Genomic DNA, 16,342 nt, shown 5'->3' on the forward strand with positions numbered 1-16,342 from the left:
TCCAATACCGTGATGCAGTTGCATCACCCAAGGTCACTTGTCGGCGCACGACTTCCCACGTTTTCAGGTGTGGGGTTTCGTACACGGCTAACGGAGTGGGAGGAGCCCACTCAGCCAAACATCCATGCTACGGCACGGGAGGCGGTGGGGCCAAATCGCGTTCGCGCTTGCTCCAGCCGGCTCCCCATGGCATACTTTAGATGCCAACCCGCTCCTCCACGTGAGGGCGGGTCTTTTCTTTGCCTCGGCGCTCACCAGTCAGTCGGCTTCCTCAGGTGCGCGACCGTGTCCGGTAATTGCGCCGCGCGGTAATCCTCGGCGGTCAGTCGCCGCCACCAGTGCCGCCCCACCCTATCCCCGGATCGCCCCTCCAGGGCGCCGGCCGTCGGGTTGGTCGACGGATTCACCGTCCCCACCGGCACATGGCTCCGCGCCATGCGCAACGGCAGTTCGAGGTCCAAGTCGTTGGTGACGACGATCGCGGCATCGACCACGCCGACCAGGACATCGAAGAGCAGGTGGGAGGCGACGTTGACGTCAGACCCCTTCTCCTCGCGCTTCCGGACGGTTGCCATCACCGCGCTCGACTGAGGCTCGGACGACAGAGGGGTACTCCGCAGTGGAAGGCGGGGGTCCCACGTCTCGTCGGAGTGGACATAGACCGATGGCCGAAACGTTCCCACTCCCTCGTTGACCAGGGGCTCCCGCTTCGCCCACGAGACATAGCGGCCCTCGGCGATGACATCCACGCTCCCCGCTTCGCTCAGCGCCTCGAGGTAGATCGCCTGATCAACACTGCCGGTCGCGTTATCCGCGGCGTCGACCCGCGCGGTGCAGTAGACGATGCGGGCGATCTCCGACTCGCCCCACTTGGCGAGCGGCTGGACCAGCTTGCGGAGATCGAGCCAGCGCCATCCCGTCATCCCGCGGCCACAGTGCTTTCGCGCACCGTAGTACAGGTTGAAACCGTCCACATAGACACCGACACGCATCTGTCGATCCTAGTGGTTACATTTCAGGCGTCCACCGCCGCCTTCGCCGTGCATCCCGCGCACAACCCGAACACGTCGACCACGTGCTGCGCCTGCGTGAACCCGTGCGCTGCCGCCGCCGCGCGCGCCCACTGCTCGACCTCGTCGGCCTCGATCTCGACCGTCAGGCCGCACTTGCGGCAGATCAGGTGGTGATGGTGGCCGGTCGTGCATGCGCGGTACAGGCTCTCGCCTTCCGGCGACTGCAAGGAGTCCGCGTCGCCTTCCGCGGCCAGGTCGGCGAGCGCGCGGTAGACCGTCGCAAGGCCGATCGGGGAGCCCGTCTCGTGCAGCGACAGGTGGAGTCCCTGCGCGCTGATGAAGCCTTCCGTCGAGGACAGGGCCTCGCGGACGGCCTCCCGCTGCCAGGTGTTGCGCTTCACTGTTCCAGGCTAGCCTCTCTGGCTCACGAGTCGCCGGGAACCCCGGGCGCCCAGCACCCGGCAGGCCACGTAGATCAGGAACGAGATCGTCGTCACGTAGGGGCTGATCGGCAGCGAGCTGCCGAGCGCCAGCAGGATTCCGCCGACCACCGAGAGGAGGGCGAAGCCCACGCTCAGCAGCGGCACCAGCAGCGGCGACGACGAGACGCGCATCGCCGCGGCCGCGGGCGTGACGAGCAGCGACAGCACCAGCAGCGCGCCGACGATCTGCACCGACACCGCGACCGCGAGGCCGAGCAGCACCATGAAGGCGAGCGCGACGAAGCGGGTGGGGACGCCCCGGGAGGCGGCGACGTCGGCGTCGAGGCTGTCGAACATGAGCGGGCGCCACATCAGCAGCAGGGCGATCAGCACGATCGCGCCGATGACGAGGAGCGAGCCGAGCTGCGGGTCGTCGACCGACACGATCTGGCCGGTCAGCAGGCCGAACTTGTTGGCGCTGCGGCCCGGATAGAGCGCCAGCGCGAGGATTCCGAGTCCCAAACCGAACGGCATCAGCACCGCGATGATCGAGTTGCGGTCCCGCGCCTTCGCACCGAGGAGGCCGATCAGGATGGCGGCGATCAGCGACCCGACGAGCGACCCGGCGACCACGTTCACGCCGAACAGCAGCGCGACCGCAGCCCCCGCGAAGGACAGCTCGCTGATCCCGTGCACAGCGAACGCCATGTCCCGCTGCATCACGAAGACGCCGATCAGACCGCCGACGACGCCGAGGACGGCGCCCGCGAAGATCGAGTTGCGCACCAGCGCGAGCAGCGCGCCGTAGTCGGTGAAGTTGAAGAGCTGCGTCCAGAGGTCGTTCATGCGGCGGGCTCCGGGTGGGTGGAACGGGTGTGTTCGTGGTGCGAGTGCGTCTCCGCGTCCGGGATGCCCACGACGACGATGCGCCCGCGGCTCCGGATGACGTCCACCGGCGTGCCGTACAGGTCGGTCAGCACCTCACTGCGCAGCACCTCGTCGGGCGTGCCCGTGCGGAACCGGCCGCCGGCCAGATACAGGACGCGGTCCACCATCCCGAGCACCGGATTCACGTCGTGCGTGACGAACACGACAGCGCTGCCGTGCTCGCGCCTGCGTCGGTCGATGAGCTCGCTCACGCCGCGCTGGTGCTGGAGGTCGAGCGACAGCAGCGGCTCGTCGCAGAGCAGCAGTGCCGGGTCCCCGGCGAGCGCCTGCGCGACCCGGAGCCGCTGCTGCTCGCCGCCGGACAGCGACCCGACGGGTGTGTCGGCGTACCGGCGAGCGCCGACGGAGTCGATGAGCTGCTCCACCTGCGCGCGGTCGGCGCGGTTCGGGAAGGGGAGTCCCCAGCGGTGTCCGTTCACGCCGAGCGCGACGAGGTCACGGGCGCGCATCGGGGTTCCGGCCGGGATCAGCTTCTGCTGCGGGATGTAGCCGATGCGGCGGTCACCGCGCCGCACCGGGTGGCCGTCGAGCACGATGCTCCCGGAGTCCAGCGGCTGCTGGCCGAGGATCGTCTTCAGGAGGCTGGTCTTGCCCGAGCCGTTCGGCCCGAGCACGGCGACGAATTCGCCGGCGTGCACATCAAGGTCGAGCCCGCTCCAGAGGGTGCGGTCGCCGAAGCCGAGGGCGGCGTCGCGCAGGCTGAGCACGACGTCGCGCTCGCCCGGCGGGGGAACCAGCTCGATCGGCTCGCTCACTTGGCGAGCGCCGCTCCCACGGCGTCGAGGTTCGCGTTCATCCAGCTCACGTAGTCCTTGTCCTTCGGCAATGTCTCGGTGACGGGGACGACGGGGATGCCCGCCGCCTGCGCTGCCGCCCGCAGGCGGTCGGTCTCCGGCCCGCTGGTCTGCTCGTTGTAGGCGAGCAGCCTCACGTGGTGGCCGCCGAAGAGGGCCAGCGTCTCCTTGAGCACGAGCGGGGACACGTCGGTGCCCGACTCGATGGCCGCACTGAACTTCTCCGGCGTCTTGTTGACCAGCCCGCTGGACTCCAGCAGGTAGAGCGGGACGGGCTCGGTCACCGCGACGCCCGCACCGTCGTACTTCGCCTTCAGCCCGGCCTCCCGGTTCTGCAGGGCGGCCAGCTTGCCGGAGAAGGCCTCGGCGTTCGTGGCGAAGGTCGCCTTCTGGGCCGGGTCGGCCTTCGACAGCGCGTCGGCCACGGTGGTCGTGAACTTCTGGATGGTGGGGAAGTCGTACCAGACGTGCTCGTTGAGCTCGCCCCCGACGGCCTTCTTGCCCGAGATGTCGACCACGTTCAGCACGGTGGCCTTCGTGTTCTTCGAGCCGGTGCGGAGGGTGTTCATGAAGTCGTCGTAGCCGCCGCCGTTCTCGATGAGGATGTCGGCTTTCGAGACGGCGAGCTGGCTCTGTGCGCTCGCCTCGAACGAGTGCGGGTCCTGAGCGGGGTCGGACATCAGGGCGGTCACCTGGACTGCGCTGCCGGCGATGGTGGAGGCGATGTCGCCGTAGACGTTGGTGCTGGCGACGACACGGATCTTCCCGTCATCGGCTGATGAGCCCGCCGAGCAACCCGTGAGGGCGGCGACGGTCGCGGCAGCGAGGGCGATGGCGAAGACGGAACGCTTCAACATGGGGACAGGACCTGTCTAATTTCGTGGGTGTACCACGAATCTATCCCTAATTGAGAACGATTGTCAAAATCACTAACGACCCTCGCGCGATCCGGCACGAATGTCGACTCTGAGCGCGCGAGAAGCGACATTCGGCACGAATGTCGAGGGATCAGTCGAGCAGCAGCGCGGGCTCCTCGATGATGGAGGCCACGTCCGCCAGGAACCGGGACGCCACATCCCCGTCCACCACGCGGTGGTCGAACGACGCGCCCACGGTCGTGACGTAGCGCGGACGCACCTCGCCGTCCACGACCCACGGCTTCTGCTTGATGGTGCCGAGCGCCACGATTCCGACCTCGCCCGGGTTCAGGATGGGCGTTCCGGTGTCCATCCCGAACACGCCGATGTTCGTGATGGTGATCGTGCCGCCGGCCATGTCGGCCGGGGGCGTCTTGCCTTCGCGCGCGATCAGCGTCAGCTCCTCGAGCGCCTTGGCGAGCTCGAGCAGGGTCATGCCCTGCGCCTCCTTGACGTTCGGGACGATGAGCCCGCGCGGTGTCGCCGCGGCGATGCCGAGGTTGACGTAGTGCCGGACGATGATCTCCTCGTCCGTCCACGTGGAGTTGACGGTCGGGTTGCGGCGCACCGCCCAGATGATCGCCTTCGCCACGATGAGCAGCGGCGACACCTTCACGCCGGCGAAGTCGGGCGAGCTCTTGAGCCGCTTGACGAACTCCATCGTGCGGGTGGCGTCGACGTCCACGAACAGGCTGACGTGCGGGGCGCTGAACGCGCTGGACGTCATCGCGTTGGCGATCGCCTTGCGGACGCCCTTCACGGGGATGCGGTCCTCGCGGTCGTCCGGCCACGCGGGGGTCTGGATGTTGCGGAACACGCTCGCCTGGGTGGCCTCCCGGAGCACGTCCTCCCGGGTGATGTCGCCGATCGGGCCGGTCGGGGTGACGATCGTGAGGTCGACACCGAGGTCCTTCGCCAGCTTGCGGATCGGCGGCTTTGCGATCACGGGGGCGCGCCCGGCCGGGGAAGCGGCCGAAGCAGCAGCGGGGGAGCCGGCGGCCGGAGCAGCAGCGGGAGCGGCCGGAGCGGCAGCAGCAGGAGCGGCAGGTGCCGGCGTGAAGGTCACCGGGATGGAGGCCGTCCCCGGGTGCGTCACCCGGCGCCGGCGGCTGGTCCCGTGGCCCGCGGCCCCGTAGCCGACGAGCACGGCGCCCGCCTTCGGCTCGTCAGCCTCGTGCGACACGGTCTGCGCGGCGTCGGCCTCGGCCTCGGCAACCTCGCTCACCGGCTCGGCCGGCGCGGCGGGAGCGGAAGCACCGGCGGTGACCGTGATGATCGGCGTGCCGACCTCCACGGTCTGGCCCTCGGACACGAGCAGCTCCGCGACGGTCCCCTCGAACGGCGAAGGAAGCTCCACGAGCGACTTGGCGGTCTCGATCTCCACGATCACCTGGTTGACCGCGACCGGCTCACCGGGCGCGACCTTCCACGAGACGATCTCGGCCTCGGTCAGACCCTCGCCGACGTCGGGCAGCAGGAACTGGGACTCGCTCATGTGCGGCTTCTTTCGTTCGGCGCGGGCTCAGTACGCGAGCGCGCGGTCGACGGCTTCGAGGATGCGGTCGGCGTCCGGAAGGTAGACGCCTTCCAGCTTGGCCGGCGGGAAGGGGGTGTCGAAGCCGGTGACCCGCAGCACGGGCGACTCCAGCGAGTAGAAGGCCTTCTCGGCCACCACCGCGGCGACCTCCGAGGCCACGGACACGGTGCCGGGCGCCTCCTGGGCGACGATGAGCCGGCCGGTCTTCTGCACCGACTGGAGCACCGGCGCGTAGTCGATGGGCGCGAGCGAGCGGAGGTCGACGACCTCCAGGCTGCGGCCCTCCTCGGCGGCGACCTCGGCGGCGCGCAGCGCGACCGGGACCATGCCCGCCCACGCCACGATCGTCGCATCCGTTCCGGTGCGGACCACACGGCTGGCGTGCAGCGGCACCGGGTTCTCCTCGGTGTCGACATCGCCCTTCGGCCAGTACCGGCTCATCGGCTCGAAGAAGATCACGGGATCGTCGGAGGCGATGGCCTCCTGGATCATCCAGTAGGCGTCGTTCGGGGTGCTCGGCGCGACGATCCGCAGGCCCGCGGTGTGCGCGAAGTACGCCTCCGGAGCCTCCTGGTGGTGCTCGACGGCGCCGATGTGGCCGCCGTGCGGGATGCGGATGACGACGGGCATGGACACCGCGCCGCTGTGCCGGTTGGTCAGCTTGGCGAGCTGCGTCGTGATCTGGTCGAAGCCGGGGAAGACGAAGCCGTTGAACTGGATCTCCACCACCGGGCGGTAGCCGCGCATCGCCAGGCCGATGGCCGAGCCGATGATGCCCGCCTCCGCGAGCGGGGTGTCGAGCACGCGCTTCGCGCCGAACTCGGCCTGCAGGCCCTCCGTGACGCGGAAGACGCCGCCGAGCGGGCCGATGTCCTCGCCCATCAGCAGGACCTTCGGGTCCGCGGCGAGCGCACGCCGGAGGCCGGCGTTGAGCGCCTTGACCATCGGCATCGACTGGATGCGCGGACCGGCGGGCGCCGCGGGGGCCTCAGTCTCGGCCGCTGCTCCGGACTGGGGCTCACCGACCTCCGACTCGGCGTCGATCGCCTCCGCCTGCTCCGGGATCGTCTCGTTCTCGACCACGAACTCGCGCGTCCACTCCTGCTCGGCCACGTGCTCCTCGAGCACGCGGGAGTCCGGGTCGCTCTCCACGATCTCCACCACGTCGACGGCCTGGGTGTCGTCGAACGGCTCGTCGCGCTGCGGCGTCTCGTCCTCCACCAGCTCGGCCTCCACGTAACCGGTCTCGCCTCTCACGTCGCTCATGCGTCACCTCCGAACGACGCTTCGTACTCCTGCAGCCAGCGCCGCTGCTCGTCCATCACGGGATGCGGCTCACTGTAGACGTTGTCGAACATGCTCTCGATCGGCGGGACGTCGAGGGTGAGCGTGCGCCGGCGGACGTCGGCGGCCAGGTCGGCCGCCTCCTCCTCCGCCGTGTCGAAGAACGCCTGGCCGACGCCCTGGTTCTCCAGGAACGCCCGGAACCGCAGGATCGGGTCGCGCTCGGCCCAGTACGCCACCTCGTCGTCGGTGCGGTACTTGGTCGGGTCGTCGCTCGACGTGTGCGCGCCCATCCGGTAGGTGAGCGCCTCGATCATGCTGGGGCCCTCGCCGTTGCGCGCGTCGTCCAAGTGCTTCGCGGTCACCGCGTAGGCGGCGAGCACGTCGTTGCCGTCGAGCTGGACGCCCGGGATGCCGAAGCCGCTCGACCGGAGGTAGAGCGGGGTGCGCGACTGCGTCTTCACCGGCACCGAGATGGCCCAGTGGTTGTTCTGCAGGAAGAAGACCTGCGGGGTCTGGTAGCTGGCGGCGAAGACGAACGCCTCGCTGACATCGCCCTGGCTGGTCGCGCCGTCGCCGAAGTAGGCGATCACCGCTTCGTCCACGTCCGGGTCGCCGGTGCCCACCTTGCCGTCGAGCTTGACGCCCATCGCGTAGCCGGTGGCGTGCAGCGTGTGCGAGCCGATCACGAGCGTGTAGAGATGGAAGCCGTGGATCGCGGGGTCCGTCGGGTCCCAGCCGCCGTGCGTGGTCCCGCGCAGCAGCCCCATGATGCCGACCGGGTCGATGCCGCGGATCATGCCGACCACGTGCTCCCGGTACGAGGGGAACAGGTTGTCCTGCGGCTTGGCCGCGCGGGCGGAGCCGACCTGGGCGCCCTCCTGGCCGCGGCTCGGCACCCACAGGCCGAGCTGACCCTGGCGCTGGAGGTTGGCCCCCTCGTTGTCCACGGCACGCACGCGCACCATGTCGCGGTAGAAGGTGCGGTAGTCCTCTTCCCCGAGACGCTCGAGGTAGGGGAGGTACTCACCGGCCGGGTCGCTCGGCTGGAACCGGCCGTCTGCGGTCAGCAGCTGGACGGTGTTCGCCGGGCGCGGGGTATCGTTCGTCGCAACCACCGTTCTAACCTAACCGCTTGCCGGGGTGCCCATTTGGTAGGTTCCGCACAAGATCGGCGGTGACCTCCAGGAGTTTCTCCACAGATTCCTGCTCGCCGACGCTAATCCGGATGCCCTCCGGCGGGAACGCCCGCACGGTCAGCCCGGCGTCGAAGAACGCGTCGTTGGCGGCCGCCGTCTCCGCGCCGGTGTTCAGCCAGACGAAGTTGCCGTTGGCCTCCGGGATGTTCCAGCCCTGCTCGAGGAGCGCGTTCCGCAGCTTGTCGCGGCGCATGGCGATGCGGGCGACCCGCTCCATCAGCTCGTCCTCGGCGTCGATCGAGGCGAGCGCCGCGACCCGCGAGGCGTCGGTCACCGACAGCGGGATCGCCGCCGACCGCGCCGCGTTCAGCACCACCGCCGGCCCGACCGCGTAGCCGATGCGCAGGGCGGCGAGCCCGTAGGCCTTCGAGAACGTGCGCAGCACGACGAGGTTCGGGTAGCGCGAGAGCAGCGGGATGCCGTCGACCGAGGCGTCGTCGGTGACGAACTCGTAGTAGGCCTCATCCAGCAGCACGAGGAGGTCACGCGGCACGGAGGCCATGAAGGCCTCGAACTCCGCGGCCGTGACGACCGGACCGGTCGGGTTGTTCGGCGTGCAGACGATCGCCACGCGCGTGCGGTCGGTGATCGCCGCGGCCATGGCCGGGAGGTCGTGCCCGCCGTCCGCCCGGTTCGGCACCTGGACGCTGGTCGCACCCGCGACGGTGACCAGACCCGGGTAGGCCTCGAACGACCGCCACGAGTAGACGACCTCGTCACCGGTTCCGGCGGCAGCGGAGATCAGCTGTGCGAGCAGCGCGACCGACCCGCTGCCCAGGTGGACCTGGTCGACCTCGACGCCGTGCCGCTCGGCGAGCCGCCCGCGGAGGTCGGCGCCGCCCGCGTTCGGATACCGGTTGAGCTCGGCCAGTGTGCCGGCCACGGCCTCCACGACGGAGGGCAGCGGGGGATAGGGGTTCTCGTTGCTGGACAGCTTGAAACCGTCCGCCGGCGCGGGCCGCCCCTGCTTGTAGGCGGGGACCGCCACGATCTCGGGCCGCAGCCGAACGCCGTGCGCGTCTTGGTCAGTCACAGACCCAACTTAGTCGCGGGCGCATACCGGCGGGAGCATTCCTCTCTATCGGGCGCGACGCGCACGCCAGTTGATCGTCTTCGTCGGGCACGCCGCGACTCCAGCGGCGAGCCCCTGTCCGCCGCGCCTCCTGTTTGGGAGGATGTGCCCATGCGATTCCTGCTCAAGGTGATCATCAACGCGGTAGCCCTGTGGCTGACGACCCTGATCGTCACCGGTGTCACCGTCGTCCCTTACGCCCCGGGCACCACCGCGACCGTCCTGACCTACCTGCTCGTCGCCCTCATCTTCGGGGTGGTCAATGCGATCGTCGGGACGGCGATCCGCATCGTCGCCTTCCCGCTCTACATCCTCACTCTGGGCCTCATCTCCTTCATCGTGAACGGGCTGCTGCTGCTCCTGGTGTCGTGGATCAGCGGCCTCATCGGCTTCGGCCTCCACGTCGCGAGCTTCTGGTGGGGCGTGCTCGGCGCGCTGGTGCTGGGCATCATCGGGTGGCTCATCGGGCTGATCTTCCGGCCGTTCACCCGCCGCGCGTAGCGGTCCCGCCGAGTGCGGGAGAATAGAGGCGAATCCACCACGCCGATCCCGCGAGGAGCCCCATGACCGCCCTGCCTCCCCAGCCGCTCAGCCCCCTGGACGGCCGCTACCGGTCCGCGGTCCTCGGCCTCGGCGACCACCTGTCGGAGGCGGGCCTCAACCGGGCGCGCGTCCAGGTCGAGGTCGAGTGGCTCATCTACCTGACCGGCCACCGGATGTTCGGCTCCTCCCCGCTCAGCGACGAGCAGGTCCGCCAGCTGCGCGCCCTCGCGGACGAGTTCGGGCAGCCCGAGATCGACCGGCTCGCCGAGCTGGAGGCCACCACCAAGCACGACGTGAAGGCCGTCGAGTACCTGGTCCGCGAGCGGCTGCACGCTCTGGGGCTGGACCACATCGCCGAGCTCACCCACTTCGCCGCGACCAGCGAGGACATCAACAACCTCTCCTACGCGCTCACCGTGAACGCCGCCGTCGCGCAGGTCTGGCTGCCCGCGTTCCGCAACGTGATCGCCGAGCTGCGCGCCCAGGCCGTCCAGTACCGTGACGACGCCATGCTCGCCCGCACCCACGGCCAGCCGGCGACGCCGACGACGATGGGCAAGGAGCTCGCGGTCTTCGTGCACCGCCTCGACCGCATCCGGAAGCAGGTGGAGGCCACCGAGTACCTGGGGAAGTTCAGCGGCGCGACCGGCACCTTCGCGGCGCACCTGGTCGCGGATCCCGACGCCGACTGGCCCCGTATCTCGCAGGAGTTCGTGGAGAGCCTCGGCCTCGACTGGAACCCGCTCACCACGCAGATCGAGTCGCACGACTGGCAGGCCGAGCTGTACTCCCGCATCTCGCACGCCAACCGCGTCCTCCACAACCTGTGCACGGACGTCTGGACGTACATCTCGCTCGGCTACTTCCGGCAGACCCCGGAGCCCGGCGCGACCGGCTCCTCGACCATGCCGCACAAGGTGAACCCGATCCGCTTCGAGAACGCGGAGGCCAACCTCGAGCTCTCCAGCGCGGTGCTGGACTCGCTCGCCGCCACGCTCGTGACCAGCCGCCTGCAGCGCGACCTCACCGACTCGACCACGCAGCGCAACATCGGCGTGGGGCTCGGGCACTCGCTTCTCGCGCTGGACAACATCCAGCGCGGTCTCGCCCAGATCTCGCTCGACCGCGACGCGCTCGCGACGGACCTCGACCTCAACTGGGAGGTGCTGGCCGAAGCCATCCAGACGGTGATCCGGGCGGAGGTCACCGCCGGCCGCTCCACGATCTCCGACCCGTACGCGCTGCTCAAGGAGCTCACCCGCGGCAAGCGCGTCGACCACGAGGCGCTGACGGCGTTCGTGGACGGGCTCGAGATCGGACAGGCGGCGAAGAATCGTCTGCTGGCGCTCACGCCCGCGGGCTACGTGGGTCTCGCGTCGGAGCTGGTCGACCGGATCTGAAGTCCCGCGGCCGGGGCTGCTAGGCGGTCCCGGTCAACGCACGGTTGCGCCGAACGTCGGTCGGGAATGCGCCGGCCGGGCTCAGTGCCCGCGCGGGCCCTCGTCGCGTCCGCCGCGCTCGTCACGCTCGGCGCCCGGCTTCGCGGCATCGCTGTGTCCCGCGGCCTTCTCCTCGGCCTCCACGTCCTGCTCGTGGATGTCCTGCACCTCCGCAGCGGTCGGCTTGAAGGCGAGGGCGAACAGCGCCATCAGCACGAGCGACAGGATGAACGCGATCCCGAGGGCGACGCCGGCGAGGATGAACTCGCGCGTCGCGATCAGGACGATGAGACCGACGAAGACGGCGAGGCCCGCGGAGATGCCGAGCAGTTCGGCGGGCAGGAAGCGGTCGCGGCGGGTCGGCTGGAGGCTGTTGGTCACGCTGGGGTCTTTCTTGTCGCGCTTGGTCACGATCCGCTCTCCGTCCGGCGGGAGGCCGCGGAGGTGCGGGCCGCCGATCGCAGGGAGGCCGCGCCGATGCCCTGGAAAACGCCGACGATCACGGCCCACGCCCCGAACAGGCCGATGGCGAGCACGGCGTCGGCCGGGACGAAGACGAGCACCAGCGCCAGGATCGCGGTGAGCGCGCCGGTGATGAGCCAGTCGCGCGCGGCCGCTTCGGTCCGGCGCTCCCGCACGCCGCTGTAGAGCTCGAGGATGCCGGTGAGGGCCGCCCACACCGTCACGACGTAGAGGTAGAGGCCGAGTCCGCTGGTGTTGAGGGCGATGGCGAACGCTCCGGCGAGGATGCCGATGCAGCCCTGTACGGTGAACAGGGTCCGGGAAAGGCCCTTGCGGGCGAACAGCAGGCTGAGGACGCTCGTCGCGAGCCCGTCTGCCACGGCGAAGACACCGAAGACGATGAGGCCGAACTGGGGGGTGTGCGCGTCGCGGGTGAAGGTGACGACGGCGGCCGCGGCGAGCGCGACGATCGCGCGCACGGCGGGGACGACCCAATATCGGCTCGAGTTCGGATCGCCCTGATTCTGGGGAACGGCGGGTGCCACTCGGCGACCTCTCTCAATCAGGATGCCGTCCCAGTCTAGTCGCGGGCTACCTGCGCGTTTGCCGCGCGGCGGCGGCGAGCGGTGCGCCCTCAGGCGACCGCGGGGATGTCGTCGCCGTCCGGACGAGCCCACGCGACGATCGCCGCGATGGCGCCCACCACGAGCACGAAGGCCCCGGTCGGGAGGACGGTGGCACTGATCGGGTGATGCCAGCTCAACGCGATGAGGACGCCCGCTGCGGCCCCGAAGACCGTCACGATGGCGAACGTCGCGGAGACCGCGCGCGCGAGACCGGTCTGGAAGAGCGAGCGGAGGCAGAGCGCCGCGGCCAGGATGACCCAGGTGACCGTGAGCGGCGCCACGACGACGGTCCCGAACTCATCGTTCAGCAGAAGGCCGGGCACGACGTAGAGGATGGCCGCCGCGAGCAGGAGCACGGCGCCGACGGAGGCGAAGCCGCCCAGCCGCCCGCGCTCGGACCGCACGCGCGCGACGGGCTCGATCAGGGAGGGCCAGGTGAAGGAGAGCGCGAACGACACCACCGCGAGCGCGACGGGACCTGCGCCCTCCAGCAACGGGATGAGGATGGTGTTCACTCCTCTATTCGACCCCGTCGAGAGGACCCGCGCGTCCTCCCTGAGGATGATCCATGCCCGAAGACCGCTCTGCGCCGCCATTCGAGCGGCCCAGCGCCGGCGAGCCGTTCAGGAGCCTTCGGCAAGCTTGGCCTTGGCGTACCCGACGAGGGCGTTGGCGTGTCCGTGCCCCATGCCGTACTCCGACTTCAGCCAGCCCACGACCTCCATGTGCGTGGCCCCGGTGTCCAGCCGCTCCACCACGATGTCGAGCCAGTCCTGCACGGGCCGCCCGTAGTTCTTCTCGATGCTCGGGAAGTACGACGGCGGTCCCATGACCTTCTCGCCCGGGGCGATCACGGGCGCGACGACGCGATGCTGGGTCATGCGGGAAGCCTAGCCGCGGACTCTCATCCCGGCGAGCATGAGGGGGGCGGGGGTACGGTCGGCGCACGCGGCACTGATGAAGGAGCATCGCATGCAACCGAAGCGCGTTCGGCTGAGCCGCCGGAAGGGGTGGCGGAAGCCCGAGAACACCGTCGTCGTCGCGAGACCGTCGAAGTGGGGGAACCCCTTCGTCATCGGCGAAGACGGCATGGATCGGGCGCATGCCGTCGCCGCGTTCCGCACGATGATGTTCGAGGAGTCCGACGCGCCGAGGGTGGCGACGGGGTACCCGTCGCGCGAGAGGGTCGTGGCCGAACTCGCGGGGAAGAACCTCGCGTGCTGGTGCCCGCTCGATGAGCCATGCCATGCGGATGTCCTGCTGGAGGTCGCGAACGCCGGGAGGCCGTGAGCCGCCGGGATCCGCCGGCGACGCCGATCGACCGCGAGGAATGGCAGAGCAGCCCGCCGAGGGGTACCGTCCGGCCTGACACCTCGGGGGATGACAGGGCGTCACGACCGTGAAGGAGGTCCAGCCGGTGTCGGACGATGCCTCCAACGCGATCCAGCCCGATGTGCGGGTGCGCGGCGCCCGCGAGCACAACCTGCGGAACGTCGACCTCACCGTCCCGCGGGATGCGATGGTCGTGTTCACCGGGGTCTCCGGGTCGGGCAAGTCGTCCCTCGCGTTCGGGACGCTGTTCGCGGAGTCGCAGCGCCGGTACCTGGAGTCCGTCGCCCCGTACGCCCGGCGACTGATCGATCAGGCGGGCGTCCCCGACGTCGACTCCATCACCGGGATGCCGCCGGCGGTGGCGCTTCAGCAGCAGCGCGGCGGGCGCAGCGCCCGTTCGACGGTCGGCAGCATCACCACGCTGTCCAGTCTGGTGCGGATGCTCTACTCCCGAGCCGGGGACTACCCCGACGGCCAGCCCATGCTGTACGCGGAGGACTTCTCGGCCAACACGGTGCAGGGCGCGTGCCCGGAGTGCCACGGCATCGGCCGCGTGTACGAGGTCACCGAGAAGCAGATGGTCCCCGACCCGTCGCTCACCATCCGGGAGCGGGCCATCGCCTCCTGGCCGACGGCGTGGCACGGGCAGAACCAGCGGGACATCCTGGTGTCCCTCGGCTACGACGTCGACACCCCGTGGCGCGACCTTCCGCGCGAGGACCGCGACTGGATCCTCTTCACCGAGGAACGGCCGACCGCTCCGGTGTACGCGGGGCTCACGCCCGCGCAGACGCGGAGAGCGATCTCCGCACGGATGGAGCCGAGCTATCAGGGAACGTTCGTCGGCGCCCGCCGCTACGTGCTCGACACTTTCGCGACGACCAAGAGCGCGTCGATGAAAAGGCGTGTCGCCGAGTACCTGACGTCGGCCGTCTGCCCGGTGTGCCACGGCAAGCGCCTCAAACCGGAGGCGCTCTCGGTGACCTTCGAAGGGCTCGACATCGCCGAGCTCTCCCGGCTCCCGCTCCGCGAGCTGTCCGAGCGACTGGCCGCGCTGGTCCGCTCCTCCTCCGAGGAGCTCGCCACGACCGGAGCGACCCTCGACGAGAGCACGCGCCGCGAGGCGACGCAGCAGAGGATCGCCGCCGGCGGCGCGTCGCACGCCGCCGCCCCCGACGTACGCCGGACCCCGAACCAGTCGGTCGAGAAGCGCGCGGCGGCGGCGCGCCTGGCCGCCGAGCTGCTGGAGCGCCTCCGCCCGATCATCGACCTCGGGCTGGGATACCTGTCCCTGCACCGCACCACGCCCACTCTGTCCGGCGGCGAACTGCAGCGGTTGCGGCTCGCCACCCAGCTGAGCTCGGAGCTCTTCGGCGTCGTGTACGTGCTCGATGAGCCGTCGGCCGGCCTGCACCCGCAGGATGTGAACGCGCTCCTGGGCATCCTCGAGGGACTCAAGAAGAGGGGCAACAGCCTGTTCGTGGTCGAGCACTCGGTCGAGGTCATGCGGCACGCTGACTGGCTGGTCGACATCGGACCCGGGGCCGGTGAACGCGGCGGTCACGTGCTCTACAGCGGAGCCCCGGAGGGCCTGGCGGATGTGGAGGAGTCGGTCACCAGAGGCTACCTGCTCGGCGAACGCGGGCTCGCCCCGCGCACTCCCCGCGAGGCGACCGGATGGCTGCGGCTCGAGGAGGTCACCCGGAACAACCTGCGCGGCGCGTCGGTCTCGTTCCCGCTCGGGGCTTTCACCGCGGTGACCGGAGTCTCGGGCGCGGGAAAGTCGAGCCTGGTCGGGCAGGTGCTCCCCGCGCTGCTCGGAGACTCCCTCGGCCGACCCGTCGACCTGAACGACGACGCCCCGGAAACGGGTGACCTGCTCCTCGCGGACACGCCCGAGGTGCTCGAGGGCACCATCTCCGGAGATCTTGCCGGCGTCCGCCGGGTGGTCACCATCGACCAGAAGCCGATCGGCCGCACCCCGCGCTCCAACGTCGCCACCTACACGGGCCTGTTCGACCACGTGCGGCGCCGGTTCGCCGAGACCCCGGAGGCCCGGTCGCGCCGATACCGGCCGGGCAGGTTCTCCTTCAACGTGGCCGGCGGCCGCTGCCCGACCTGCGAAGGCGAGGGTGCGGTCATGGTGGAGTTGCTGTTCCTGCCGTCGGTCTACACCGTCTGCCCCGAATGCCACGGCGCCCGCTACACGGACGAAACGCTCCAGATCACCTGGCGCGCCCGAAACATCGCCGAGATCCTGGCGATGTCCGTGGAGGAGGCGCACGCGTTCTTCGACGGCGAGGCGGAGATCATGCGCTCCCTGACCGCGCTGGTGGATGTGGGGCTCGGCTACCTGAGGCTGGGTCAGCCGGCGACCGAGCTCTCCGGCGGGGAGGCCCAGCGGGTGAAGCTCGCCGCCGAGCTGCAGCGCGCTCAGCGCGCCGACACCCTGTATGTCCTCGACGAACCGACGTCCGGGCTGCACTGCGCCGACGCAGACCGCCTGATCGACCACCTGCAGAGCCTTGTGGACGCCGGGAACACCGTCGTCGTGGTCGAACTCGACATGCGGGTCGTCGCCACCGCCGACTACGTCATCGACCTCGGCCCGGGCGCCGGCGACAGCGGCGGGACCGTCGTCGCCGCGGGAACACCCGGCGAGGTCGCCACCGCCGCCGACAGCGCCTCGGCCCCGTACCTCGCGACAGCTCTCGAAGAGGCGTCGGCCGCGGCCGCGAGCATGGTGGACTGACC

Annotated in this window: 17 protein-coding genes; 4 read left to right on the plus strand and 13 right to left on the minus strand. The window is 70.1% G+C overall.

What is annotated here, in order from left to right:
- Positions 1-251 precede the first annotated feature (251 nt).
- From AC1ROW_RS11215 to AC1ROW_RS11255, 9 genes are all read right to left on the minus strand, one after another.
- The gene (locus AC1ROW_RS11215; protein WP_493018965.1) at positions 252-992 is read right to left on the minus strand and encodes a PIN domain-containing protein; all 741 of its coding nucleotides are present in this window, start codon (positions 990-992) and stop codon (positions 252-254) included.
- Positions 993-1,015: 23 nt separating this feature from the next.
- Positions 1,016-1,414, minus strand: a complete 399-nt coding sequence (locus tag AC1ROW_RS11220) for a Fur family transcriptional regulator (protein WP_493018966.1) — start codon at positions 1,412-1,414, stop codon at positions 1,016-1,018.
- A gap of 9 nt (positions 1,415-1,423) precedes the next feature.
- A complete protein-coding gene (locus AC1ROW_RS11225; RefSeq protein ID WP_493018967.1) occupies positions 1,424-2,281 on the minus strand; it encodes a metal ABC transporter permease in 858 nt (285 codons plus the stop codon).
- The gene (locus AC1ROW_RS11230; RefSeq protein WP_493018968.1) at positions 2,278-3,138 is read right to left on the minus strand and encodes a metal ABC transporter ATP-binding protein; all 861 of its coding nucleotides are present in this window, start codon (positions 3,136-3,138) and stop codon (positions 2,278-2,280) included. The genes AC1ROW_RS11225 and AC1ROW_RS11230 overlap by 4 nt, the downstream gene beginning before the upstream one ends.
- On the minus strand, positions 3,135-4,034 hold the full coding sequence (locus AC1ROW_RS11235; protein ID WP_493018969.1) for a metal ABC transporter solute-binding protein, Zn/Mn family: 900 nt from the start codon (positions 4,032-4,034) through the stop codon (positions 3,135-3,137). The genes AC1ROW_RS11230 and AC1ROW_RS11235 overlap by 4 nt, the downstream gene beginning before the upstream one ends.
- A gap of 151 nt (positions 4,035-4,185) precedes the next feature.
- Positions 4,186-5,589, minus strand: a complete 1,404-nt coding sequence (locus tag AC1ROW_RS11240; RefSeq protein WP_493018970.1) for a dihydrolipoamide acetyltransferase family protein — start codon at positions 5,587-5,589, stop codon at positions 4,186-4,188.
- Positions 5,590-5,616: 27 nt separating this feature from the next.
- Positions 5,617-6,582, minus strand: coding sequence for an alpha-ketoacid dehydrogenase subunit beta (locus AC1ROW_RS11245; RefSeq protein ID WP_493019020.1), 966 nt, complete (start codon positions 6,580-6,582; stop codon positions 5,617-5,619).
- Between the two features lie 311 nt (positions 6,583-6,893).
- Positions 6,894-8,033, minus strand: coding sequence for a thiamine pyrophosphate-dependent dehydrogenase E1 component subunit alpha (locus AC1ROW_RS11250; protein ID WP_493018971.1), 1,140 nt, complete (start codon positions 8,031-8,033; stop codon positions 6,894-6,896).
- A gap of 4 nt (positions 8,034-8,037) precedes the next feature.
- Positions 8,038-9,147, minus strand: coding sequence for a histidinol-phosphate transaminase (locus AC1ROW_RS11255; RefSeq protein WP_493018972.1), 1,110 nt, complete (start codon positions 9,145-9,147; stop codon positions 8,038-8,040).
- Positions 9,148-9,297: 150 nt separating this feature from the next.
- Between AC1ROW_RS11255 and AC1ROW_RS11260 the strand changes: the two genes are divergently transcribed.
- A complete protein-coding gene (locus AC1ROW_RS11260; protein ID WP_493018973.1) occupies positions 9,298-9,687 on the plus strand; it encodes a phage holin family protein in 390 nt (129 codons plus the stop codon).
- 62 nt (positions 9,688-9,749) lie between these two features.
- Positions 9,750-11,129 (plus strand): adenylosuccinate lyase, encoded by a 1,380-nt coding sequence (gene purB / locus AC1ROW_RS11265; protein ID WP_493018974.1) that lies wholly within the window; start codon positions 9,750-9,752, stop codon positions 11,127-11,129.
- Positions 11,130-11,210: 81 nt separating this feature from the next.
- Here purB and AC1ROW_RS11270 read toward each other — a convergent pair whose 3' ends face one another.
- From AC1ROW_RS11270 to AC1ROW_RS11285, 4 genes are all read right to left on the minus strand, one after another.
- A complete protein-coding gene (locus tag AC1ROW_RS11270; RefSeq protein ID WP_493018975.1) occupies positions 11,211-11,579 on the minus strand; it encodes a hypothetical protein in 369 nt (122 codons plus the stop codon).
- On the minus strand, positions 11,576-12,109 hold the full coding sequence (locus AC1ROW_RS11275) for an HdeD family acid-resistance protein (RefSeq protein ID WP_493018976.1): 534 nt from the start codon (positions 12,107-12,109) through the stop codon (positions 11,576-11,578). Before AC1ROW_RS11275 ends, AC1ROW_RS11270 begins: the two co-directional genes overlap by 4 nt.
- Before the next feature lie 155 nt (positions 12,110-12,264).
- Complete coding sequence (locus AC1ROW_RS11280) at positions 12,265-12,771, minus strand: hypothetical protein (protein WP_493018977.1); 507 nt, start codon at positions 12,769-12,771, stop codon at positions 12,265-12,267.
- A 108-nt stretch (positions 12,772-12,879) separates the two neighbouring features.
- A complete protein-coding gene (locus tag AC1ROW_RS11285; protein WP_493018978.1) occupies positions 12,880-13,137 on the minus strand; it encodes a DUF4287 domain-containing protein in 258 nt (85 codons plus the stop codon).
- 91 nt (positions 13,138-13,228) lie between these two features.
- Between AC1ROW_RS11285 and AC1ROW_RS11290 the strand changes: the two genes are divergently transcribed.
- Positions 13,229-13,546 (plus strand): DUF4326 domain-containing protein, encoded by a 318-nt coding sequence (locus AC1ROW_RS11290; protein ID WP_493018979.1) that lies wholly within the window; start codon positions 13,229-13,231, stop codon positions 13,544-13,546.
- Between the two features lie 388 nt (positions 13,547-13,934).
- Positions 13,935-16,340: an excinuclease ABC subunit UvrA gene (locus AC1ROW_RS11295; RefSeq protein WP_493019021.1), complete on the plus strand. Its 2,406-nt coding sequence runs from the start codon at positions 13,935-13,937 to the stop codon at positions 16,338-16,340.
- Positions 16,341-16,342: the final 2 nt, after the last annotated feature.

It is taken from the genome of Leifsonia sp. GW821-FHT13C09 (assembly GCF_058806435.1).